Annotated in this window: 21 protein-coding genes and 1 pseudogene; 13 read left to right on the forward strand and 9 right to left on the reverse strand. The window is 67.9% G+C overall.

Going from position 1 to position 20,769, the window contains the following annotated elements; genetic code table 11:
• Positions 1 to 30: 30 nt before the first annotated feature.
• The 3 genes from ACTWLI_RS07915 to ACTWLI_RS07925 form a co-directional block, all read right to left on the reverse strand.
• Positions 31 to 1,035, reverse strand: a complete 1,005-nt coding sequence (locus tag ACTWLI_RS07915) for a PDR/VanB family oxidoreductase (RefSeq protein ID WP_445153381.1) — start codon at positions 1,033 to 1,035, stop codon at positions 31 to 33.
• A gap of 50 nt (positions 1,036 to 1,085) precedes the next feature.
• On the reverse strand, positions 1,086 to 2,183 hold the full coding sequence (locus ACTWLI_RS07920) for an aromatic ring-hydroxylating dioxygenase subunit alpha (RefSeq protein WP_445153382.1): 1,098 nt from the start codon (positions 2,181 to 2,183) through the stop codon (positions 1,086 to 1,088).
• Between the two features lie 153 nt (positions 2,184 to 2,336).
• Positions 2,337 to 2,918, reverse strand: coding sequence for a helix-turn-helix transcriptional regulator (locus ACTWLI_RS07925; protein WP_445153383.1), 582 nt, complete (start codon positions 2,916 to 2,918; stop codon positions 2,337 to 2,339).
• A gap of 270 nt (positions 2,919 to 3,188) precedes the next feature.
• On the opposite strand from ACTWLI_RS07925, the gene ACTWLI_RS07930 reads away from it, so the two are divergent.
• Positions 3,189 to 4,532, forward strand: coding sequence for an MFS transporter (locus ACTWLI_RS07930; RefSeq protein ID WP_445153384.1), 1,344 nt, complete (start codon positions 3,189 to 3,191; stop codon positions 4,530 to 4,532).
• Positions 4,533 to 4,608: 76 nt separating this feature from the next.
• Here the strand turns inward: ACTWLI_RS07930 and ACTWLI_RS07935 are convergent, their stop codons facing one another.
• Complete coding sequence (locus ACTWLI_RS07935; protein WP_445153385.1) at positions 4,609 to 4,812, reverse strand: hypothetical protein; 204 nt, start codon at positions 4,810 to 4,812, stop codon at positions 4,609 to 4,611.
• 338 nt (positions 4,813 to 5,150) lie between these two features.
• Here ACTWLI_RS07935 and ACTWLI_RS07940 point away from each other — a divergent pair, with 338 nt between their 5' ends.
• From ACTWLI_RS07940 to ACTWLI_RS07960, 5 genes are all read left to right on the forward strand, one after another.
• Entirely contained in the window at positions 5,151 to 5,756 is a 606-nt protein-coding gene (locus tag ACTWLI_RS07940; RefSeq protein WP_445153386.1) for a helix-turn-helix domain-containing protein, read from the forward strand.
• Positions 5,749 to 6,639, forward strand: a complete 891-nt coding sequence (locus ACTWLI_RS07945) for an EamA family transporter (RefSeq protein ID WP_445153387.1) — start codon at positions 5,749 to 5,751, stop codon at positions 6,637 to 6,639. Before ACTWLI_RS07940 ends, ACTWLI_RS07945 begins: the two co-directional genes overlap by 8 nt.
• The gene (locus ACTWLI_RS07950) at positions 6,624 to 7,520 is read left to right on the forward strand and encodes a dihydrodipicolinate synthase family protein (protein ID WP_445153388.1); all 897 of its coding nucleotides are present in this window, start codon (positions 6,624 to 6,626) and stop codon (positions 7,518 to 7,520) included. Before ACTWLI_RS07945 ends, ACTWLI_RS07950 begins: the two co-directional genes overlap by 16 nt.
• A gap of 267 nt (positions 7,521 to 7,787) precedes the next feature.
• Positions 7,788 to 8,210 (forward strand): DUF7793 family protein, encoded by a 423-nt coding sequence (locus ACTWLI_RS07955; RefSeq protein ID WP_445153389.1) that lies wholly within the window; start codon positions 7,788 to 7,790, stop codon positions 8,208 to 8,210.
• 82 nt (positions 8,211 to 8,292) lie between these two features.
• On the forward strand, positions 8,293 to 10,257 hold the full coding sequence (locus tag ACTWLI_RS07960) for an ATP-binding protein (protein WP_445153390.1): 1,965 nt from the start codon (positions 8,293 to 8,295) through the stop codon (positions 10,255 to 10,257).
• A gap of 54 nt (positions 10,258 to 10,311) precedes the next feature.
• Here the strand turns inward: ACTWLI_RS07960 and ACTWLI_RS07965 are convergent, their stop codons facing one another.
• Complete coding sequence (locus ACTWLI_RS07965; protein WP_445153391.1) at positions 10,312 to 11,403, reverse strand: type I restriction endonuclease; 1,092 nt, start codon at positions 11,401 to 11,403, stop codon at positions 10,312 to 10,314.
• Positions 11,404 to 11,555: 152 nt separating this feature from the next.
• Between ACTWLI_RS07965 and ACTWLI_RS07970 the strand changes: the two are divergent.
• A pseudogene (locus tag ACTWLI_RS07970) lies at positions 11,556 to 11,882 on the forward strand (ArsR/SmtB family transcription factor); the annotation flags it as partial.
• 95 nt (positions 11,883 to 11,977) lie between these two features.
• Positions 11,978 to 12,475 (forward strand): SRPBCC family protein, encoded by a 498-nt coding sequence (locus ACTWLI_RS07975; protein ID WP_445153392.1) that lies wholly within the window; start codon positions 11,978 to 11,980, stop codon positions 12,473 to 12,475.
• A 101-nt stretch (positions 12,476 to 12,576) separates the two neighbouring features.
• On the opposite strand, the gene ACTWLI_RS07980 is transcribed toward ACTWLI_RS07975, so the two are convergent.
• Positions 12,577 to 13,116, reverse strand: coding sequence for a TspO/MBR family protein (locus ACTWLI_RS07980; RefSeq protein ID WP_445153393.1), 540 nt, complete (start codon positions 13,114 to 13,116; stop codon positions 12,577 to 12,579).
• A 132-nt stretch (positions 13,117 to 13,248) separates the two neighbouring features.
• On the opposite strand from ACTWLI_RS07980, the gene ACTWLI_RS07985 reads away from it, so the two are divergent.
• The 5 genes from ACTWLI_RS07985 to ACTWLI_RS08005 all read left to right on the forward strand — a co-directional run bounded on the left by ACTWLI_RS07985 (position 13,249) and on the right by ACTWLI_RS08005 (position 17,666).
• On the forward strand, positions 13,249 to 14,028 hold the full coding sequence (locus tag ACTWLI_RS07985) for an SDR family NAD(P)-dependent oxidoreductase (RefSeq protein WP_445153394.1): 780 nt from the start codon (positions 13,249 to 13,251) through the stop codon (positions 14,026 to 14,028).
• Positions 14,029 to 14,275: 247 nt separating this feature from the next.
• Positions 14,276 to 15,964: a long-chain-fatty-acid--CoA ligase gene (locus tag ACTWLI_RS07990; RefSeq protein ID WP_445153395.1), complete on the forward strand. Its 1,689-nt coding sequence runs from the start codon at positions 14,276 to 14,278 to the stop codon at positions 15,962 to 15,964.
• A gap of 2 nt (positions 15,965 to 15,966) precedes the next feature.
• The gene (locus ACTWLI_RS07995; protein ID WP_445153396.1) at positions 15,967 to 16,605 is read left to right on the forward strand and encodes a hypothetical protein; all 639 of its coding nucleotides are present in this window, start codon (positions 15,967 to 15,969) and stop codon (positions 16,603 to 16,605) included.
• Between the two features lie 17 nt (positions 16,606 to 16,622).
• The gene (locus tag ACTWLI_RS08000) at positions 16,623 to 16,874 is read left to right on the forward strand and encodes a hypothetical protein (protein ID WP_445153397.1); all 252 of its coding nucleotides are present in this window, start codon (positions 16,623 to 16,625) and stop codon (positions 16,872 to 16,874) included.
• Positions 16,875 to 17,075: 201 nt separating this feature from the next.
• Entirely contained in the window at positions 17,076 to 17,666 is a 591-nt protein-coding gene (locus tag ACTWLI_RS08005) for a DnaJ family domain-containing protein (protein WP_445153398.1), read from the forward strand.
• Positions 17,667 to 17,760: 94 nt separating this feature from the next.
• Here the strand turns inward: ACTWLI_RS08005 and ACTWLI_RS08010 are convergent, their stop codons facing one another.
• Genes ACTWLI_RS08010 through ACTWLI_RS08020 form a run of 3 tightly spaced genes read right to left on the reverse strand, consistent with a single transcriptional unit; the run spans position 17,761 to position 20,659 of the window.
• The gene (locus tag ACTWLI_RS08010) at positions 17,761 to 18,402 is read right to left on the reverse strand and encodes an NADPH-dependent F420 reductase (protein WP_445153399.1); all 642 of its coding nucleotides are present in this window, start codon (positions 18,400 to 18,402) and stop codon (positions 17,761 to 17,763) included.
• Positions 18,403 to 18,435: 33 nt separating this feature from the next.
• Positions 18,436 to 18,753, reverse strand: a complete 318-nt coding sequence (locus tag ACTWLI_RS08015) for a DUF6221 family protein (protein ID WP_056737524.1) — start codon at positions 18,751 to 18,753, stop codon at positions 18,436 to 18,438.
• A 31-nt stretch (positions 18,754 to 18,784) separates the two neighbouring features.
• The gene (locus tag ACTWLI_RS08020) at positions 18,785 to 20,659 is read right to left on the reverse strand and encodes a Na+/H+ antiporter (RefSeq protein ID WP_445153400.1); all 1,875 of its coding nucleotides are present in this window, start codon (positions 20,657 to 20,659) and stop codon (positions 18,785 to 18,787) included.
• Between the last annotated feature and the right edge of the window lie 110 nt (positions 20,660 to 20,769).

A 20,769-nucleotide genomic window follows, 5' to 3' on the forward strand; every position in this document is an offset into this window, starting at 1 on the left:
CGGAGGCCGGAACCAGACAGGCCGCGGCGTTCAGACGTCGATCGTGACGACGGCGCGTTGCCCTGAAGCGTCCCCCCGCGCGCCGGTTTCTGAACTGACGGCCCGTGAGACGCAGCAGCACATCTTCGCGGCAGAGTGCTGCTGGCGCTCGCTGTAGAACACATCACGGTGGTCCACGGCACCCTGCAGTCCCAGCAGCCGCACCTCGCAGAGTCCGCATTCGCCCTTGCGGCAATCGAACATCATGTCGACGCCCGCGCCCTCGAGGGCTTCCAGCATGGACTCACCGGGGCCGACGGTCGTCTCCACACCCAGCCGCGGAACGCGGACGACGAATTCTTCCGGGTCGAACCAACCGCTGTTTCCGAAGGTCTCATACCTCAGGTTCGGGATGCTCAGCCCGCGGGTGTCCCAGCCGCGCTTCACCGCGTCCATCAGCCGGATGGGTCCGCACATGTAGAGCTCGGTCTCCGGATCCACCCCGGCCAACAACTCATCGACTTTGAGTGCAGTGCCCTCGTCATCCACGTGCACCCGGAGTGAGTCGCCGTGGAGCGCTTCCAGCTGGGTCAGGTAGGCCATGGCCGCACGGCTGCGGCCGGCATAGACAAGGGTGTAGTCCGCCTTGATGTTCCGCAGCACCCGGGCCATGTTGACCAGTGCGGTGATCCCGATGCCCCCGGCCAGGAGCACGTAGCGCGGAGCGCCCACCCGGAGCGGGAAATTCTGGAGAGGCTGGGTGATCTCCACCTGATCCCCGACCTCCAACCCCTGCATGAAAACCGAACCGCCACGGGACTGCGGCGCCCGGAAGACGCTGATGGCCACGCGCACGCCGTCCTCGCTGGAATCCACCACTGAGTAAGAGCGCTTATGGCGTTCCCCGTTGATCGTGACCATGACGTCGATGTGCGACCCGGGCTCCGCCTTCTTCGGCAGGGATTGGGATAGGACCAGCCGCCGGGTTTCCGCGGTGACGGACTCCGCCTCGACGACGGTTCCGGTCTGCCAGACTTCTATGTTGGTTGCTGCCATGACTTTCTTCTAACTTCTCGCTGGGCTGGGCTGGGTGGGTCTGGGCTCGGTCAGGCCGTGGGGATGAGCCGGCCTTCTGCGGCGAGCTGGCGCTCGATCAGCCTCCGGACCCACATGCCGCCGGCGTCGATGTTGAGGTTGTAGAACTCGTAGTCCGGGTTGGCATCGATCGCCTCCTGCTGGGCCTTGAGCATGGCCTCGTCCTCGCCGAAGACGCCGTGAACGCCGTCGCGCAGTTGGGTGGTGATCAGCTGGCTGTCCAGCCGGTAGTTGCGCATGAAGGCCCAGAAGTAGTGGCAGGTCTTGGCCGTTTCGGGGGAGATGGTGTTCATGACGAAGCCGTTGACACCCTGGCTGCGGTCACCCTCAGGCGCTCCGGTTCCGGCTTTCGCGACGCCGACGTCAATGTTGATGGTCGACGGCGACTGGAAGGTGATGATCTGCCAGCGGTCCACTTTGCCTTCGAAGCCCGGGAATTTGTCGCGCATGTTCTTGAGCCAGAACGGAGGCGCGTCGATGTCGAGCATCCAACGGGACACAGTGACGGTGTTGCCCTCCTGGGTCACCTTGAAATCGGACTCGCTCAGTTCGTCCTGCCCAATGGAGGAAGAGTGGACGAACTCCTCGTGGGTAAGGTCCATCAGGTTGTCCAGCACCAGTTGGAAGTTGCACGGGGCGAAAATGGTCTCGCCGTCGCCAGCCCATTCCTCCGAGCTCATCTGGTGCATGTCCGGGACCAGGGTGGGGTCCGCCCGGGTCGGATCGCCCAGCCAGACCCAGACGTACCGGTACCGTTCGATCACCGGGAATGACGGCACTGTGGCGCTCGGATTGATGGTTTCCTGCGCCGGCATGGAGACGCAGCGGCCGGCGGAGTTGTAAACGATGCCGTGATACGGGCACTGGATCTCGTCTTTGGCGAGAGTCTTGCCCATGGAGAGCGGTGCCAGCCGGTGCCAGCATGCGTCCGCCAGTGCCACGGCCTTCCCGTCCTCCGTGCGGTACAGGGCAAGCGGGCGGTCCGCGATCCGCCGAGACATCGGCTTCCGGGTCACCTCGTGGTCCCAGGCGGCCACGTACCAGGCATCCAGCGGGTATCCGAGCACCTTATTGGTGGTCGAACTAACGGACTGCATCAGCGCGGTCATGTCATTCCTTCGTTATATCTATCTACATAGGTAGTGGTCTGCGTCACAGCATAACTATGTTCATAGATAGTGACAAGGGTGAAACGCCGACGGCGGCCGTGGCGGGGCACGGAAAAGGCCCGGAAGCCCCGCGGCTTCCGGGCCTTGCGCCGGTCAGGATTCCAGTTTGTCGATCAGCTCCAAGCCGCGCCGGGCCCACTGAATCTCGGCGTTGGCGCGCTCGATCATGCCCTCGTAGGTGAAAATCTTGTAGCCCGCGATCTTGGCTCTCTCTGCTTCTGGGGCCGCCTCCAGGCGGGCTGCCAAAATCGGATTACTCCGGTCCTGCAGCGCGGAAATCATCTCCTGCCATTGCTGCGCCCGCGAGGAGTGGTGTGCGATATGGGCCTGCATTTGCGCGCGCGCGGCCTCCGGGTCGGCCCACTCCAGGTAGGCCGCCTTGAGGTGGATCGGATCGCGCTCGCGGGTGTAGTCAAGGGTGGTGTTGATCCAGGCCCGAAACGCCTCAACGCCCTCCGGGGTGATGTGGTAGCGCTTCTTCTTGCCCTTCTTCCCCCAGGCCTCCTCGACTCCGCGCAGCAGCCCGTCTTTTTCCATTCGGCGGAGTTCGGGGTAGATCTGCGAGTCCGGAGCGTGCCAGACGTAGCCGACGGATTGTTCGAACTGCTTGAAGACGTCGTAGCCGGTCAGGGGCTGCGATGTCAGCAGGGCAAGCAGGGCGTAGCGCAGGCTCATTTGCTACCGGTCCTTTCCCGGGTCCCGTCCGTCGCATCGCAACATGAGGGCCTGGCTTCATCAAAATCTCTTGTCAACTAACTATGTTCATAGTTAGGCTGTGTCTCACGCCACATCTAGCTATCAGTATAGATAGTTGTCCGGCTGCCGGGCGCTCGACGACGAGCCCCCGAGAAACGGGCTTCTGGCCCCGAACGGCGCACGCACCCGCCGCTCTGCACGCAATTTTGTACCCGCCCGGACTGTCCGCGGCCTCCAGAAAGTAGTCTCATGCAACTGCAAGAACGCATCGACGCGTCCCGCATGTCCTTGTACCAATGGTTGATCGTTGGACTGTGCATCATCCTTAACGCCCTCGACGGCTTCGATGTCTTGGCCATGGCCTTCACGGCCAACAGTGTGACCCGCGAGTTCGGCCTCAGCGGGGCAGAGCTGGGGGTCTTGTTGAGCGCCGGCCTGGTCGGCATGGCCATCGGCTCGCTGGGCCTGGCGCCCTTCGCCGATGTCATCGGCCGGCGGCCCATGGTCCTGGTCTCGGTGGGCCTCGCGACCGCCGGGATGCTGCTCGCTTCCCTGGCCCATTCGGCGGTAGAGCTGGGTATCTGGCGCGTCGTGACGGGCCTGGGCATCGGCGGCATCCTGGCCTGCACCAACGTTATTGCCAGCGAGTACTCATCCAAGCGCTGGCGCGGGCTGGCCATCAGCATCTACACGGCCGGCTACGGCATCGGCGCGACGCTGGGCGGTGCCGCCGCGGTGTCTCTCCAAGCAAACTTCGGCTGGCGCTCGGTCTTCGTGTTCGGCGGCATCTGCACCGGCGTCGTCCTGGTCCTGCTGGCCGTCCTGTTGCCGGAGTCGGTGGACTTCCTGACCAGCCGTCGTCCGCGCAACGTCCTCGAGCGCCTCAACAAGATCGCCGGCAAAATCGGCCAGCCCGAGGTGACAGAGCTCCCCGCACCCGCCCCGGTGGCGCAGCGCAGGAACAAGCTCTCCGAACTCTTTACCGCCGGCAACCGCCGCTCCACCTGGCTCGTCTGGCTGGCCTTCTTCGCCACCATGTTCGGGTTCTACTTCGTGAACAGCTGGACGCCGCGGCTGCTCGTCACGGCTGGCATGACCGAGAGCCAGGGCATCATCGGTGGCCTCATGCTCACCCTCGGTGGCACCTTCGGTTCCCTCCTCTACGGCCTGCTCACCATCCGCTGGGACAGTCGCAGGGTGATGATCGCGTTCGCCGTTCTCTCCGCCGCCACCATGGTGATGTTCATTTCCACCGCGGGCATCCTCGCCCTGGCCTTCGTCGCGGGCGGTGTCGTCGGCATGCTGATCAACGGCTGCATCGCCGGCATGTACACCATCACTCCCGTCCTGTACGGCGCATCCGTCCGGAGCACCGGCGTCGGCTGGGCGATCGGAATCGGCCGCGTCGGTGCCATCGTCGCTCCGCTCATCACCGGCGCCTTGCTGGACGCGCACTGGACGGCCTCCATGCTTTACATGGGCGTTGGTGTCGTGGTTCTTGTGGCGGGCGGCGCCGTTGCGGCGATGCGCCCGGCGCGGCAGGAGCACGCCGCGCGTGACGCCGCCGCGGAGGACGTCCCACTGTCGGTCTGACGGGATCGAGGATTCCGGATAACAGAAACGCCACCCTGGCATTGCCTGGGTGGCGTTTCTGTGCGGCCTGAAAGATTTAGGCGGAGGCCGTATCCAGGTTGGCCGCGCCGTTCAGGCTCAGGGTGAAGGTGTTCGGGCCGCTGGCGTGGACCGCGATGTTGGACTTCGCGGTGTTGTGCCGGACCGAGAGGTCGTGGACCAGGGCGTCCAGTTCGTGGTGCATCGTGGCGCGGTCCACGAGCTTGTGGGTGACAGTGTGGCTGGCAGTTTCAAACGTCATTGTTTAGTGCTTCCATTTCTGAATCCGGATGTCCGGCTGCCGCACCGATGCGGAGCCGCCGTGGCCAAACCAGGAACGCCTGCGGCCGTGGGTAGCTCTGCGAGCTCACCGGTTTGGCCTCATTGCGTCCACCAGGATGGTGCCCTTCGGTGGAGTCCCGGCGGTTTGCACCGGTCCCAGCTTCGGGCGTCGCCGGCCGGGGCGCTGTCCCGGCCTGCCTTTTCATGATGCACACCCGGCGCGCGGCGGCTCAAGCCAGATGGCGAATATTGCAGGTGAGACTCATCACAGCAGGCGTGTAGTGTCTTAGTGCACCGGAAGTGCATTATGATGCACTCATGGACGACAACGCAGCGAACCTGGCGACCGCAATCGGCGCCCGGGTCAGGCAAGAGCGACTGGCACGGGCCTGGACCCTCGACCAGCTCGCGGCCGCTGCCGCCGTCAGCCGCCGGATGGTGATCAATGTTGAGCAGGGCACCACCAACCCCAGTGTCGGGACCCTGCTCCGGATCAGCGACGCCCTGGGCGTAGGGCTGCCGGCCCTGGTCGAGTCGCCCCAGCCCAGGCCGCTGAAGGTGACCCGGGCCGGCGAAGGGGCAGCCCTGTGGACCGGCGGGTCCGGTGGCCGCGGAGTGCTGGTGGCCGGCACCGAGCCGCCGGACGTGGTGGAGCTCGGGGACTGGACCCTGGAGCCGGGAGAGCAGCACAGCAGCGAGCCCCACGCCCCAGGTACCCAGGAGCTCCTGCAGGTCCAGACCGGCGAGGTCACCGTCGTGGCCGCGGGCCAGACCGTGCTCCTGCGCGAAGGCGACGCCGTAGCCTTCGCCGGCGACGCGGCCCACTCCTACGCCAACCACTGCAGCGAACCGGCCAGGTTCTCCCTGGCCGTCTTCGAACCGGGCGTGGGCTCGGGCCGCCGGAAGGAGGCAGCGGATGCGTAGCCCAGGCAGCGCCGCCGTCCCAGTCCCGCCCTGGGGGCTGGCTGTCGCGGCGATGCTCTCGGTCCAGCTGGGATCCGCCCTGTCGCTGGACCTGATCTCCGCCGTCGGCCCCGCCGGCACCGCGTGGCTGCGGCTCAGCCTGGGCGCCCTGATCCTGCTGGCGGTGGTCCGGCCTCCGCTGCGTTCGGTCCGTCGGCGGGACGTGCCGACGCTGCTGGCGCTCGGCGTCGCGACCGGGCTCATGTCGATCGCGTTCCTGGCCGCCATCGAACATATCCCGCTCGGGACCGCCGTCGCCATCGAGTTCCTGGGCCCCCTGACCGTCGCCGGCGTCCGCAGCCACAGCCGGCGGGCCCTCATCTGGCCGGCCGTGGCCTTCGCCGGGGTCGTCCTGCTGACCCAGCCCTGGAGCGTCGGCTTCGATCCGGTCGGGACGGGCTTCGCCGTGCTCGCCGCCGTCGCCTGGGGAACCTATATTGTGCTCACCCAGCGGATCGGGGACCGCTTCACCGGCATCGGTACCCTCTCCCTCACCGTCCCGGTGGCGGCGGTGACAGCCGCGGCCGTCGGCATACCCCAGGCTGCGGGGCACCTCTCGCCCGGAATCCTGGCGGCCGCGGCCGGCCTCGCGGTGCTGCTGCCCGTGCTGCCGTTTGCCCTGGAGATGCTGGCGCTGCGCCGGATGACGCCGACGGCGTTCGGCACCCTGATGGCCCTTGAGCCCGGCTTCGGCGTCCTGCTAGGCCTGCTGGTGCTCCGCCAGCAGCCCTCCGCGATCCAGGTTGCCGGCATCCTGCTGGTTATCCTTGCCGGTGCCGCCGCCCAGCGTGGCGGCCGCCGCCCCCGACCCCACGAGGAGCTCGAACAATGTTCACCGGCCTGAGCGCATTCCCGCTCACCCCGCTCGCCGACGACGCCCTGGACGAGGCCGCCTTCGCAGGCCTGATCCAACGACTGGCCGCCGCCGGGGTGGATTCCATCACTGCCCTCGGATCCACCGGGTCCTACGCCTACCTCAGTACCGCGGAGCGGGCCCGCGCCGCCCGCCTCGCCGTCGAACACGCCGCCGGGACGCCGGTCTTCATCGGCATCGGGGCGCTGCGGACCTCACACGTTCTGGCGAACGCCGAACAGGCGGAGGAAGCCGGCGCGTCCGGTCTCCTGCTCGCGCCCATGACCTACCAGCCGCTCACCGACGACGACGTGGTCGAGCTGTTCCGCACCGTCTCGGCCTACTCCTCGCTGCCGGTCATCGTCTACGACAACCCGGGCACCACGCGGTTTACGTTCACGCCGGAGCTGTACGGCCGGATAGCCGCCCTGCCCGGCGTTGCCTCCGTCAAGATCCCGGGCGTCCCGGCCGACGCCGACCAGGCCCGGGCCCGGGTGGGCGAGATCCGGGCGGCCATCCCCGCGCACGTAACCATCGGCGTCTCCGGGGACGCCATGGCCGCCGCAGGGCTGGCCGCCGGCTGCGATGCTTGGTACTCGGTCATTGGCGGCACCCTTCCCGAGGTGGCGCTGCGGATCGTGGCAGCGGTCCGGGACGGCCGGGCGGCCGATGCGCTGGCGGAGTCGGAGCGGCTGGCGCCGCTCTGGCGGCTGTATACCGAGTTCGGCGGCAGCCTGCGGGTGGTCGCCGCCGTGGCCGAGCAGCTGGGACTGGTCCAGCAGTCCAGCCTGCCGCTGCCGATCCGGGGGCTGGACGCACAGCAGCGGGCACGCGTTGCCGCCGTAATCGAGGAACTGTCGCTGGGCCGCTAGGCGCTGCTGCTTTTTCGGCGTGGCCGGCGGGGTGGGGTCCGGAGGCTTCCGGGTGCTGAAGCGCCCCGAGACCATTGGGGGTTGGCCTCGGGGCGTCCAAATAGCATATTGATGGGCTTTTTGCGAGTCAAATCAGGCCGCCGGGCCTGCATCCGGTGGGCCGTGGCCGGCTGCGAAGCAACGCACGGACCCGCGCGGAGGTACACAAGTTTCCTTCCCGGTCGTGTTCTCCCCGCTCCGGGGCGTGCCGTGCCTAGAATTGGCCAGATGATGCCAGAAACCATTCACGCAGCCGGCGGGAAGAACATCCTGTGCATCAGCGGCGGCATCATTGAATCGGTGTGGACGCCCGGATCCTTCGTCGACGTCGACGACGCCCGCGACGCCATGAAAGCGACAGAGCGGATCTGCCAGGGCCGGCGGATGCCGATGCTCTCAGTCATGGCCGACGTCGAGATCAGCGCCGCGGCCCGCTACGAATTCGCCAAGTCCTCCGACGTCAGCGCCATCGCCGTGCTCGGATCCAGCGCCGTGGACCGCGTGGTGGCCGCTGCCACCAGCCGGGACACCCAGTACCCGCACGAATTCTTCACCTCCCGGACGGATGCGGTCGAATGGCTGAAGGGCCTTATTGATGCCCCCGGAGCCCCGGGGATGGCCGACCAGGAGCCGGCGGCCCCCACTCCCTAGGCTGCCGCCGCCCGGACTGCTACTGTCCCGGTAAACGGGGCGCGCGCCGCCGGTGCGTGCCAAGAGCGGCGGGGGAAGCAGCATGACGGTTGCTGAAATCCGGGTGGACCAGCGCGTGATCGGTATTGACTCGCGGCGCTTCGCATCGGTGGAAAAGGCCCTGGTGGAGCTGATCACCAACAGCGACGACAGCTACGCCCGGCTGGAAGCCGCCGGTGTACCCGTGTCCGGGCGGATCCGGGTCCGCTACGAACGCCACCTTGCCGGAGCGGTGCTGAGGGTCAGCGACCAGGCCGAGGGCATGACCTTCGAACAGGCCGGCCGGATCCTCAGCTACGGCGGGGCGCACAGCCCGCTGGCGCGCGGCGTCGGGGACGGCCGCGGCTACTTCGGCCGCGGGCTCAAGCAGGCCATCTTCGGGCTGGGCCACGGCTGGATCGAAACCATCCGCGACGGCCGCTTCACCCGCATCGACGTCTTCCGCAGCGCCAACGGCGGCTACCTCTACGACGACGGCGGGGAGGACCGCCGCGCCTTCCCCGCCGACTACGCCCGGCTCGGAATCGAGGAAACACCCGGGGCCGCCGGGACTGCCGTAACCGTCGTCGTCGACAATCCCCGGGTCCGGATCACCCAGTACGGCACCTTGCTGCAGTCGCTGTCGGACAACTTCTACCTGCGCGCCGTGCTGGACCGGCGGCAGGTGGAACTCGAGCACGGGCAGCCGGGAACCGGCGGTGGCCCGGTCCGGTTCCGGGAGCCCGCGGCGGACACGCTGCTCGGCCCGGACCAGCCCGGCAGCGTCAGCTTCGAGGGCCGGGCGTATCCGTTCACCCTCACACTGAAGCGGGCCACCGCCGGGGACCTGACGCTCCGCGGCGACGAACGCACCAACGGCCTGGTGGTCCTCTCCGGGAAAGCCGCCCTGGACTGCCAGCTGTTCGAATTCGAAAACCAGGTCGGCACCGAGTACCTCTTCGGCACCGTGACGTGTGACGCGCTGACCGAGATGCTGGGCCGAGGCCGCGCGGTCATCAGCGACGAACGCGAGGGGCTCAATCCCCGCGACCCCTTCGTGGCCGCGTTCTCCCGGGCCGTCAGCGGGACGATCGCCGCGGCCGTGCAGGCAGAGAAGGAAAAGCTCACGCTCCTGGAGCGGGCCACCACCTCCGGGCGCACCGCGGAGATGATCGAGCGGCTGCTGCAGCGCATGAATGAGGCGGCCGTCGTCGACCTGGGGCTTGAGACCGCGCCGGAGCCCGGCGCCCCGCGCGGGGAACCGGCAGCGCTGCGCTTCACCACTCCGTTCTACTACCGTCCCCCGGGGCGCCCGTTCCAGGTGTCGCTGCTGCTCGATCCGGCCCGGCTGCCCGACGGCGGAACGCTTACCTTTGAGGCGGACCTGCCCGGTTCGCTGGCGATCACCCCGGCGCCTGTCCCGGTACCCGTCGCCGCGCTCGCCGGGACGCGGCGGCTGGAATGGACCGCGACGGGGGAGCAGGCCGGTGACCGGGGCGAGCTCACCGTCCGGGTCGGCGACTACTGGGCGCTCTGCGAGCTCGTCATCGCCGAGCACGCCTCGCAGCACGCCGCGGACCAGCCGCCGCATCCCGCGTCCGACGGCGGTGCCGCCCCGGAAGCGCGCCCGGCACCGCCGGCGGGCGCGGCGCCTGGTTCCGGCGGGCGGAACGGGCGAACGGGGGCGCCCCGGCCCAGCCGGGACCACGGCGTCGATCTCTTCACCGGCTACGACTTCCGCAACCTGCACAACAGCGCCGACCGTGCGGTCTACGACCCCGCGGAGCGCAAGGTCATCATCAACACGGCCGCGCCCACGGTCCAGCTGTACGTCGACGGGCGGGGGCGGTTCCGGGATTCCGCCCGGCTGCTGCTGGCGGAGCTCTTCCTGGACGTGATCGCGGACGAGCTCGCCCGCCGCCGCACCGCCCAGCGCGGCCGCGCCGGCGACCTCGACGCCTTCCGGAACGCCAAACGGGACATCATCCGCCGCTACGGCAGCGACATCCACCGCACGTTTTTGGGGTGAGGGGCCTGACTATCTGTCCGTTCAGTGCCGAGCTTCCGTCACGGTCGCTCGGCCTTACAGATAGCTCCGGACACTCGCGCGAAGCGCTTCGGTGTGTTCATAGATCTCTTCCAGAGAGTTGATCGGCACGCGGGTCTCCTCTTTGTCGCTGCCGAACAAACCGATGTATTTCTGAGTCCGATTGAAGTGAAGCCGCGCGATCGGCTTGCGGTTGTTGTCATCAAGCAGGACGGCAAAATACGACTTAGCGTCGCGCTGGGAAAAGCGGGCAGGCTTGACCTCGCTGCAGACAATGGCGCGGACGATCTGGTAGCCCTCAATTTCTTCGAGCGTCGTCTCGATACCGTCCGCGGTCTCAAGATCCGCCTCGGCGACTGGGGCGCTAGTGACCGTGGCAGCCGCAGCCATATCGTCGTTCTGCGGGAAGTTGGGTGCGCCGAGAGCCTTTTTCAGACGCTCATTTACCTGGTCGTTGAGAAATTGCTTCGACGCCTTCCCGACCAGGGCCGTGAACTGTTCGCGGACCTTCTGTGTGTAAGCGCCTTGGTACACGCGGCCGGTCAGGAACTTGACCCATTCGTCCTCCGGCTCCTTGAACTGAGCAGCCAGCGTCCGCTTGAGCTCACCGATGTACTTGAGTTCGCCGGCAGCGTTGATGATCGAGTCGAGATCGAAGACGTCCTTAGAGAGCTTCTGCAACTCCGGGATCAGCGTCTCATCGATGTCGTTGAGATCGAGCACCAGGAATGGTTTCGCATCCATCCGGTTGGGAGCATCCAGGTCAGTGAAGAATTGGTAGACCTCGCCATTAGTCAAGATTGCGATCCTGGCGTTGGTGACCGCGAAATATCGGAACAGTTGGGACGCGTGCTCAATCTTCACTGGTTCGGTCGACTTCTTGCATTCAATCAAGATCTGCACTTCGCCGTCCTTGACGATGGCATAGTCGATCTTTTCGCCCTTCTTGAGACCAACGTCCGCGATGAACTCCGGTACGACTTCCATTGGGTTGAAGACGTCGTAGCCGAGAATGGTGGAGATGAACGGCATAACGAATGCGTTTTTGGTCGCCTCTTCGGTCTGAATAACCTCGCGCTGCTGCCGCACCTTCGCGGCCAGTGCCGAGAGCTTTTCTGAAAATTCCATACGTCCCCCTGAACAAGAATGATTGTGCTGACAATCTGACGCAGGGCTCCGACAGTCACCGGTATCTAGGGTGTTCGGAAGCGAGATGCCTCTGCGGGTGAGCCGCTGTCACCCATTGACAGCCCGGTGGCAGCGGCATAATCTACAACCAAATGGTTGTAGATTATTTGGATGAGGAAGCGACCGACCGCCTGTTCCAGGCGCTCGCCGACAGCACCCGCCGGGACATCATGCGGCGGGTGACCGCAGGGGAGTACTCGGTGTCCGGGCTTGCCGCCCTCTACGCCATGAGTTTCGCGGCCGTCCAGAAGCATGTGGCGGTGTTGGAACGCGCCTCCCTGGTGACCAAGGACAAGCGCGGAAGGGAGCAGATCGTGCGGGCCGACCACGACGGATTGCGCCGGGCCCGCAGGCTGCTCGACGAGTACGAGGCCATCTGGCGGGAGCGGGCCGGGCGGATCGCGGACCTGCTGGCCGAACCGGACACGGGCCAGCGGGCCGACAACGCGGAAACCGGCACGGCAGGAACCGGCAAATCAGAAACCAGCAGGGCAGAAGATGGAAAGGGTTCGTCATGACAGTCATCAGTTCGGTCAAGAATCTCGAGGCACTCAGCCTCAGCATCGTCACCGAGTTCGACGCCGGCGTCGAACGCGTCTGGCAGATCTGGGAGGACCCGCGCCAGCTCGAGCGCTGGTGGGGCCCGCCCACCTGGCCGGCCACCTTCGAAAAGCACGACTTCGTCCCGGGCGGTGAAGCCAGCTACTACATGACCGGCCCGGACGGGGAGAAGGCCCGCGGCTGGTGGCGGTTCGTTGCCATCGACTCCCCGCACCGCCTGGAGTTTGACGACGGGTTCGCGGATGAGAACGGAGAGCCGGTGCCCGACCTGGGCACCATCCACGGCCTGGTGACACTGGAACCGGCCGGCGCCCGGACCCGGATGACGGTACTCTCCACCTTCGAATCGGAGGAGCAGATGGAGAAGGTCGTGGCCATGGGCATGGAGGAAGGCATGAAGGGGGCGCTGGGCCAGGTCGACGCGATCCTCGCCGAACACGCCAACGCCTGAGGATCTCCGGTTTCGGGCCGACGGCGCGCAGGGGTCCGGGGATAAACGACGGCGGGGAAACCCCGCCGTCGTTATCCCCCCGGTTTCGGGCCGTTTGCCGCCTAGTTGTTCAGCGCCGCATACAGGTTCAGGCTGGTCGAAAACAGTACCCACGACACATACGGGAGCATCAGGACGCCGGCGGCGGTGTTGATCGGCCCGAAGTGCAGCACGGCAAAGACGGCGAGGACCGCGTGCGCGGCGATCGCCGCCAGCGCCAGCCAGAGGGCGGCCGACCCCATCGCCGGATACAGGCCAAAGAACATCATCGGCCACGCCAGATTGAGCACCAGCAGGCTGACGTAAACCCTCAGCGCGTCGCGCCGCGGGAAGAGCTGCTGCCGCCACACCAGCCAGGCCGCCACCGCCATGGAGGCGTACAACACCAGCCACGCCGCGCTGAACATCCACCCCGGGGGAGTCCACGGTGCCTTGACCGCGGCCGCGTACCAGGTGCTGTTCATCCGGATGGGCAGTGAGCCGAGCAGGGAGACAAGCCAAGACGCGGCCAGGAAGCCGAAAAGGGCCCCGACCTGCCGCCGTCGCGGACGGATGCCGGGGGTAAGGGGACCCGGGGCGGCGGGGTCGATATTCAGGAGCACTGAACAACTGTGAACAGCCCGCGGGCATCCCGTCAAACCGCGACGCCGGATGCGGGTGCCGCGGGCCTATCCGGGCGGCACTGCCCCGGTTAGGCTGTCGCTGTCAGGACCGACCACCACTGGAAGGACAACATGGGCAACGAAGCTTCATGGCAGGAAACCATCACCCCCGGGCGTTTCGCCGGCAGGACCGTCATCGTCACCGGCGCCGGCTCCGGCATCGGCCTGGCCACCGCGCTGCGCGTGGCCAAGGAAGGCGGCCGCGTGGTCGCGGCGGACATCAGCAAGGAGCGCCTGGATGACCTGGTCGCCGCGCACCCGGACCTGGACTTGGTGCCGGTGTCCGGGGATATCTCCACCGAGGAGACCGTCGCCGCCGTCGTTGCCGCCGCCGACGGCCGGGTGGACGCGCTCGCCAACGTCGCCGGCATCATGGACAACTTCGCGCCGGTCCACGAGGTCGACGACGCGATCTGGGAACGGGTGTTCCGGATCAACGTCACCGCGCTGATGCGGCTGACCCGGGCCGTGGTCCCGTTGATGCTGGAGGCCGGTACCGGGTCGGTGGTCAACGTGACGTCCGAAGCCGGCATCCGCGGGTCCGCCGCCGGCGCCGCGTACACGGCGTCCAAGCACGCCGTCGTCGGCCTGACCAAGAACTCCACGGTGATGTACGGGCCGAAGGGGCTGCGCTTCAACGCCGTGGCGCCGGGAGCCACGATCACCAACATCGTGGCCGACTGGGGTTCGCAGCTGGCGGCCGAACGCCTCGGTCCGCTGATGGGGGCCAACATCCCGGCCCCTGCCAGCGCGGCGCAGCTGGCCGCCTCGATTACGTTCCTGCTCAGCGACGACGGCACCAACGTCAACGGCGCCATCCTCGCCTCCGACGGCGGCTGGTCCGCCCTCTAGCGGCGGCTACCCCGGACGCTCCCGCAGGTTTGGTGCGCGTTGGGTGGACGCTCCCTCAGATCAGAGTGAGGGAGCGCTGGTGGTTTGGCAGCCAGGTGTGAGGGAGGGTTGGGGGATTCGCTGCCACATGTGAGGGAGCGTTGGGGGAGTCGCCGCCACATCTGAGGGAGCGTCCGGGAAAGTGGCGCCAAAGGTGAGGGAGCGTCGGGATTCGCCCCTGCGCCCGAGTTCGCGAAATGATGTGGGCATGGAGCACACAGACCAGCAGCCTTGGGTAAAGAACTACCAGCCGGGGGTCCCGGCCGAGATCGAGCTGCCAACTGAGTCGCTGGTCGCCATGCTGGAGCGGTCCGTCGCCGAGGCCGGAAGCGCCCCCGCCCTGGAATTCTTCGGCCGCCGGACCAGCTACGCCGACCTCGGCGAGCAGGTGGACCGGGCCGCCGAGGGCCTGCGCCGGCTCGGCGTCCGGGCCGGCGACCGGGTGGCCCTGATCCTGCCGAACTGCCCCCAGCACGTCGTCGCGTTCTACGCGGTCCTGCGCCTCGGTGCCGTCGTCGTCGAACACAACCCCCTGTACACCTCCCGCGAACTGCGCCACCAGTTCGAGGACCACCAGGCCCGGATCGTGATCGCCTGGGACAAGGCCGCCGCGGCCGTGCGGGAGTTCCCGGCCGACGTCGAAATCGACCACGTGGTCTCCGTCAACCTGCTCGAGGCCTTCCCGGCCACCAAGCGGCTGGCCCTGAAGCTGCCGGTGAAAAAGCTGCGGGACACCCGGGCCTCCCTCAGCGCGCCCGCCCCCGGGACCGTGCCCTGGAAGGAGCTGCTGGGGCACGGCCGAATCGATCCCGCCCACCCCCGCCCCTCGGTGGAGGACCTGGCCGCGATCCAGTACACCTCGGGCACCACCGGCCGGCCCAAGGGCGCCATGCTCACGCACTTCAACCTCTACGCCAACGCCCTCCAGGGCGAGGCCTGGATGGCCGGCGCGGAGTACCGCAAGGAAATCTTCTACGCGATCCTGCCGATGTTCCATGCCTTCGGCATGACGCTCTACCTGACCTACGGCATCCGGAAGCAGGGCCTGCTGGTCCTCTTTCCCAAGTTCGACCCGGACCTGGTGCTGGCCGCCATGAAGAAGTCGCCCGCCACCGTCTACTGCGCCGTCCCGCCGATCTACGAGCGCACCGCCATGGCCGCAAAGGAGAAGGGCGTCTCGCTGCGGTCCTGCAAATACTGCATCTCCGGCGCCATGAACCTGCCCGGCCACGTGGTGGAACTCTGGGAATCGGTCTCCGGCGGCCTGCTCGTGGAGGGCTACGGCATGACCGAATCCTCCCCGGTCGCCCTGGGCAACCCGTTCCACCCCACCCGCCGCACCGGCACCATCGGCGTGCCGTTCCCATCCACGCTGATGAAGGTCGTCGACGTCGATGACCCGTCCGTGGAGGTCCCGCAGGGCCAGCCCGGTGAACTCCTGATCAAGGGCCCGCAGGTCTTCCAGGGCTACTGGAACAACCCCGAGGAAACCGCGAAAACCCTCACCCCGGACGGCTGGCTGCACACCGGCGACGTCGTAACCGTTGACGAGGACGGCTTCACCACCGTCGTGGACCGGGCCAAGGAACTGATCATCACCGGCGGCTTCAACGTCTCGCCCACCGAGGTCGAGGCCGTGCTGCGCCTGCACCCGGACGTCCGTGACGCCGCCGTCGTCGGCAAGCCGCTGGAACGCGGCGGCGAAATGGTGGTCGCCGCCGTCGAACTCGAACCCGGCACGGTCCTCGACGAAGAGGCGCTGCGCACGCACTGCCGGGAGCACCTGGCCGGCTACAAGGTACCCAAACGGATCGTCGAAACCGGCGACCTGCCCCGGTCCATGCTCGGCAAGATCCTCCGCAAGCAGGTCCGCGACCAGGTCCTCCCGGGGCTCTAGGGATGAACGGCGCCGCGCTCGACTTCACCACCGGCGTTCCGCGCGCCGGAAATCTCGATGTGGCGTGGATCCACGGCTCGGAGTCCGCGAAACACAACACGGACCCGGATATCCAGGTCCACGCCTACGACGAGCACACCTTCATCCTGCGGCAGAACATGACGGTAAATTACGAGGCGCCGTTCATGTTCCTGCTGTTCGGCAACAGCCGGGCCGTGCTGCTCGACACCGGCGCCACGTCCTCGGCGGAGTTCTTCCCGCTGCGCAGGGTCGTCGACGGGCTGATCGAGGCCTGGCTGGCCGCCCATCCGCGGACGAGCTACGGGCTGCTGGTGCTGCACACGCATCCGCACGGGGACCATGTCGCCGGCGATGCGCAGTTCGAGGGCCGGCCGGACACCGAGGTGGTGGACGCCGGGCGCCGCAGCTCGTGGGAGTTCTTCGGATTTGCCGACGACGGCGGTCCCGGCGGGGAGGATGACGGCGACGGCGACGCCCGGCAGGCGCGTGTGGACCTGGGCGGCAGGGTGCTGCAGTGCTGGCCCAGCCCCGGCCACCACGATGACGGGTCACGTTCTACGACCCTTATACCGGCCTTCTGTTCACCGGCGACACGGTCTATCCCGGCCGCCTCTACATAAACGATTGGCCCGCGTTTGTGCGGACCATCGACCGGCTGATCGGGTTCTGCGCGCGGTATCCGGTGCGGCACATCTTCGGCTGCCACATCGAGATGACACGGAAGCCCGGCGTCGACTATCCGATCTACACCACGTACCAGCCGGACGAGCCGCCGCTGCAGTTGGCGCCGGAGCACCTCGGCGAGCTGCGCCGGGCCATCGACGCCGTCGACGGACGCCCGGGACGGCACGCATTCGACCACTTTGTGCTCTGCCTCGACGCCAGCTGAGACGCCTCCGCGAGATGACACTTCGCGGCAATGTTTCGGCACAACACTGCCGCGAGCTGTCATCTCGACGCGGTCCGGGAACGATCCCGGCCCGATGCCCGGCACCCCGTCCCATTGAGGTCCCGCCTTTCGCCGCCTGCCGGATTTGCGGATACTTGAACCCAGATTCGGTGTTCCGGCAGCGGCAGAGGAGGGTAGCTGATGGGCGGTGACGGGGGCAGCGCGTTCCGGCGCCGCGTGGAACGCGCGGCCGAGCTGCGCTCTATCCGGTACAGCGGCAGCAGCGTCCAGGAAAACGACGAGCTCAACGCCGCGGAAGAGGAGCTCCGGCAAAAACGCGCCCGCGTGGACGACGCGGCGAAGGCCGAGTACCTGGTCCGCGATGCCATGGCGCAGGGGAAGTTCGACAACCTCAAGTACGCGGGCAAACCGATTCCGGGCCTCGGCGAGGTGTACGACCCGGACTGGTGGGTGAAGGGGCTGCTTCAGCGCGAAAACGTCACCGGGCTGGGTCCGGCCGCGATCCTGCTGCGCACCGAGGACGCCGGGCTCGACGAACGGCTGGACGCGCAGCCGACGGAGCACCAGGTCCGGGACATCGTGGCGGACTTCAACGCCCGGGTCATCGACGCCCGGAGGCAGCTCCAGGGCGGCCCGCCGGTGATCACCAAAACCCGCGACGTCGATGCCGAGGTCGCGCGGTGGCGCGAGCGCCGGTCAGCCGCCGCCGTCGTCCCGCCCGCACCGGAACCGGAAGGGCGCTGGTGGCGCCGGCTGCGGAAACGCACCTAGTTGCAGGCTTCCACTGGTCCGCGAAATGACAGATCACGGCAGTGTCCCGCGGGAACACTGCCGTGATCTGTCATTTCGGCGGCGCCGGCGGGGCTCAGATGGTCCGCGGCGCCTTCGTGAGATTCTCCCGCAGCTCGGCCGCATTCTGCCGGGCGACGTAGGCCGGGCGGTCCCGCTCCACCCGCCAGCTCTCCGAGAGCGGGCCGATGTTGACTGTGTCGAAGCCGAACTCGTCGTAGAGCCGGGTCACCAGCTCGGCCGCCTCCGGGTAGTCGCTGGCGGTGGCCAGGGCGCGGCGGTTTTCGGTACCGGCGGGCGTTCCGTCGGTGGTGATGTCGGTGTACATGATGTGGTTGAAACCCTTGGCCACCTTGGAACCGGGCAGGTGTTCCTGCAGCAGGCCCGAGGTGGTGGCCTCACCGTTGTCCAGCGCCGGGATGCGCCCGTCGCGCTCCCAGTAATAGTTGTTGGTGTCGATGACGATCTTGCCCGCGAGCGGCTCGGCCGGGATGTCCTTGATGCTCTTCAGCGGGACGGTGACGACGGCGAAGTCGCCTGCCGCTGCTGCTTCGGCCGCCGTGGCGGCACGGGCGTGCGGGCCCAGTTCCGACACCAGGCCGGCCAGGGTTTCCGGGCCGCGGGAGTTGCTGATGACGACGTCGTAGCCCAGCTCCACTGCCTTGCGGGCCAGCTGGCCGCCGATGTGTCCTGCTCCGATGATTCCGATAGTAGTCATACCCGGGCTAACCACGCCGCGGCCGCGGATATTTCAGGGGTGCAGCCAGTCCTGGCGGAAGTCCGGGTGGTCGAAGTAGGGCAGCGCCAGGGCCTGCAGCGACCGCTCCATCCAGTCCAGGGACCGGGGTGCCCAGTGGGTTTCCTGGAGGGCGTCGCTGACCATCGCTGCCAGCGCGGCCTGCCGGGCAGCCTCGACGACGCCGATCAGCCTCCGCTTGGCCTCGCACTCGAGCAGCAGCCGCTGTTCGTACCATTCCCCGGACTTGGAGACGGTCCGGTCGCTGAGCAGGGTCCGGGCCGCCGCTTCATCCTCGGAGATCCGCTCGGACAAAAACTCGACGATGTCCACATCCCGAGGGTACGCGCGCCCGGCCCGGGGGTCACCCCAGCAGTTCGTCCTCGTAACACCAGCGCCAGTCCTCACCCGGCTCGACGCTGCGCATGACCGGGTGGCCGGTCGCCTGGAAGTGCCTGGACGCGTGCGTTCCGGGGGAGGAGTCGCAGCAGCCCACCTGCCCGCACGCCAGGCACATCCGCAGGTGGACCGGCGTCGTGCCGTCGCGGCGGCAGTCGGCGCAGAACGGGTCGTCCGGAACCTCCGGGTCCGGCGCGGTCTCCAGGTGTCCGCAGATCCCGCCGGGGCGGGCGATGCCCTCGCCGCCGCCCCCGCCGTCGGTGTCCAGCTCCTCCAGCGAGGCATCCAGCATCGACTCCTCGACGTCCAGCCGTTCCAGCACCCCGCTGAGGACTTCATGCGCGTACTCACCGCCGCGGCGCAGTTCCAGCACCTTGGCGCGTTCGGCGTCGAGCATGGCCAGCCGCAGCTGCGCGTAGCGCTGGCTGGGGGTCGCCGCTTCCGACGTCGGCCGGCCCAGGCGCTCCCAGGCTGCCAGGCCGCGTTCCTGGGTGCGCCGCTTCAGCATCGCGACGACCTCGGGCGGGTCCTCGTCCGTGCGCAGTTCTTGCAGCTTCGCCACGCCGGCCGCGGTGGCCAGCTGCATCAGGGACGCCTGGTTCAGCGCATCCTCGCGCTGGTCCGGACCCTGGACCCGGAGCAGCCGGACCAGCCCGGGCAGCGTCAGGCCCTGCAGCGCGAGCGTCCCGCCGACCACCACCAGCGCGGCCAGAATCAGCACCGGGCGGTGCTCCAGGTCCGCGGGCAGCACCAGGACCGCCGCCAGCGTCACCACCCCGCGCATGCCGGCCCACGACACGATCGCGGCGAACTGCCACGGCGGGGCCGGATCGGCGCGCCGGACCGCCGGGATCAGCCGCGGCAGGTACGTCGCCGGGAACACCCAGACCGGTCGGAGCAGCAGCACCGCCAGGAGGATCACTGCGCAGCCGGCCCAGATCCGGCCCGCCCCCAGCGAGTCGTCCTGGACGCCCGCGATAATGGTGCTGACCTGCAGGCCGATCAGCAGGAACACCGAATTTTCAAGCAGGAACTGGACCGTGTTCCAGTTGCTGCGCTGGCTCAGCCGGGCCGCCCCATTGGGCATGGACGGTGCCTTCATGCCCATCACCAGCCCGGTGACGACGACGGCGAGGACACCGGAGGCGTGGATCGCCTCCGCCGGGAGGTACGCGACGAACGGCGCCATCAACGACGTCGAGGTGTTGATCGCAACGTTCCGGATCCGTTTCCGGAGCTCGGTCAGCACGTAGGCTGCCGCCAGCCCCACGACCAGGCCGCCGCCCGCGGCGAGCAGAAACCCGCCGGCAATGTCGAGCGCGGACACGGAGCCGGCGATCGCGGCGATGGAGGCGCGCAGGCAGACCAGGGCGGTGGCGTCATTGACCAGTGACTCGCCCTCGAGGATGGTGACGATCCGGCGCGGCATGCCCACCTTGCGGGCGATCGCGGTCGCGGCCACGGCATCGGGTGGGGCGACGACGGCGCCCAGCGCGATCGCGGCGGCCAGCGGGATTTCCGGGAACAGCCACCACACGACGGCGCCGACCGCGAGCGTGCCGAAGATGACGTAGCCCACCGAGAGCAGTCCGATGGCACGGCGGTTGGAACCGAAGTCGAACAGCGAGGTCCGCAGCGCCGCGGCGTAGAGCAGCGGCGGCAGCAGCCCGACGAGAACCAGTTCCGGGTTCAGGTCGATGGTTGGGACGAAGGGCAGGAAGGAACCCGCGACGCCGGCAAGCACCAGCAGCAGGGGAACGGACACGTTGAGTTTTCGGCCCAGTGCGCTGCCGGCACAGACGACGGCGACGAGCACGAGCAGTCCGAGGGCGACTTCCATGGGGCCATTCTCTCAGCCCCGAGGGGCGGGCATTGCCGGACCGCAGCGAGCCATGTTTCACTTAAGCCTGTGGAGGGGAGTATCCCCCGAATGTCCCGTCGTCAGTACGG

The organism is Arthrobacter sp. Hor0625 (assembly GCF_052567525.1).

Excerpts from the sequence above, each read along its gene's own strand:
- ACTWLI_RS07975 (WP_445153392.1), top strand. The coding sequence starts at position 11,978 with ATGACAGTCATCAGTTCGGTCAAGAATCTCGAGGCACTCAGCCTCAGC.
- ACTWLI_RS07920 (WP_445153382.1), bottom strand. The coding sequence starts at position 2,183 with ATGACCGCGCTGATGCAGTCCGTTAGTTCGACCACCAATAAGGTGCTC.
- ACTWLI_RS07995 (WP_445153396.1), top strand. The coding sequence starts at position 15,967 with ATGAACGGCGCCGCGCTCGACTTCACCACCGGCGTTCCGCGCGCCGGA.
- ACTWLI_RS08010 (WP_445153399.1), bottom strand. The coding sequence starts at position 18,402 with ATGACTACTATCGGAATCATCGGAGCAGGACACATCGGCGGCCAGCTG.
- ACTWLI_RS07990 (WP_445153395.1), top strand. The coding sequence starts at position 14,276 with ATGGAGCACACAGACCAGCAGCCTTGGGTAAAGAACTACCAGCCGGGG.
- ACTWLI_RS08005 (WP_445153398.1), top strand. The coding sequence starts at position 17,076 with ATGGGCGGTGACGGGGGCAGCGCGTTCCGGCGCCGCGTGGAACGCGCG.
- ACTWLI_RS07960 (WP_445153390.1), top strand. The coding sequence starts at position 8,293 with ATGACGGTTGCTGAAATCCGGGTGGACCAGCGCGTGATCGGTATTGAC.
- ACTWLI_RS07930 (WP_445153384.1), top strand. The coding sequence starts at position 3,189 with ATGCAACTGCAAGAACGCATCGACGCGTCCCGCATGTCCTTGTACCAA.
- ACTWLI_RS08020 (WP_445153400.1), bottom strand. The coding sequence starts at position 20,659 with ATGGAAGTCGCCCTCGGACTGCTCGTGCTCGTCGCCGTCGTCTGTGCC.
- ACTWLI_RS07965 (WP_445153391.1), bottom strand. The coding sequence starts at position 11,403 with ATGGAATTTTCAGAAAAGCTCTCGGCACTGGCCGCGAAGGTGCGGCAG.
- ACTWLI_RS07945 (WP_445153387.1), top strand. The coding sequence starts at position 5,749 with ATGCGTAGCCCAGGCAGCGCCGCCGTCCCAGTCCCGCCCTGGGGGCTG.
- ACTWLI_RS07950 (WP_445153388.1), top strand. The coding sequence starts at position 6,624 with ATGTTCACCGGCCTGAGCGCATTCCCGCTCACCCCGCTCGCCGACGAC.
- ACTWLI_RS07940 (WP_445153386.1), top strand. The coding sequence starts at position 5,151 with ATGGACGACAACGCAGCGAACCTGGCGACCGCAATCGGCGCCCGGGTC.
- ACTWLI_RS07915 (WP_445153381.1), bottom strand. The coding sequence starts at position 1,035 with ATGGCAGCAACCAACATAGAAGTCTGGCAGACCGGAACCGTCGTCGAG.
- ACTWLI_RS07955 (WP_445153389.1), top strand. The coding sequence starts at position 7,788 with ATGATGCCAGAAACCATTCACGCAGCCGGCGGGAAGAACATCCTGTGC.
- ACTWLI_RS07925 (WP_445153383.1), bottom strand. The coding sequence starts at position 2,918 with ATGAGCCTGCGCTACGCCCTGCTTGCCCTGCTGACATCGCAGCCCCTG.
- ACTWLI_RS07935 (WP_445153385.1), bottom strand. The coding sequence starts at position 4,812 with ATGACGTTTGAAACTGCCAGCCACACTGTCACCCACAAGCTCGTGGAC.
- ACTWLI_RS07985 (WP_445153394.1), top strand. The coding sequence starts at position 13,249 with ATGGGCAACGAAGCTTCATGGCAGGAAACCATCACCCCCGGGCGTTTC.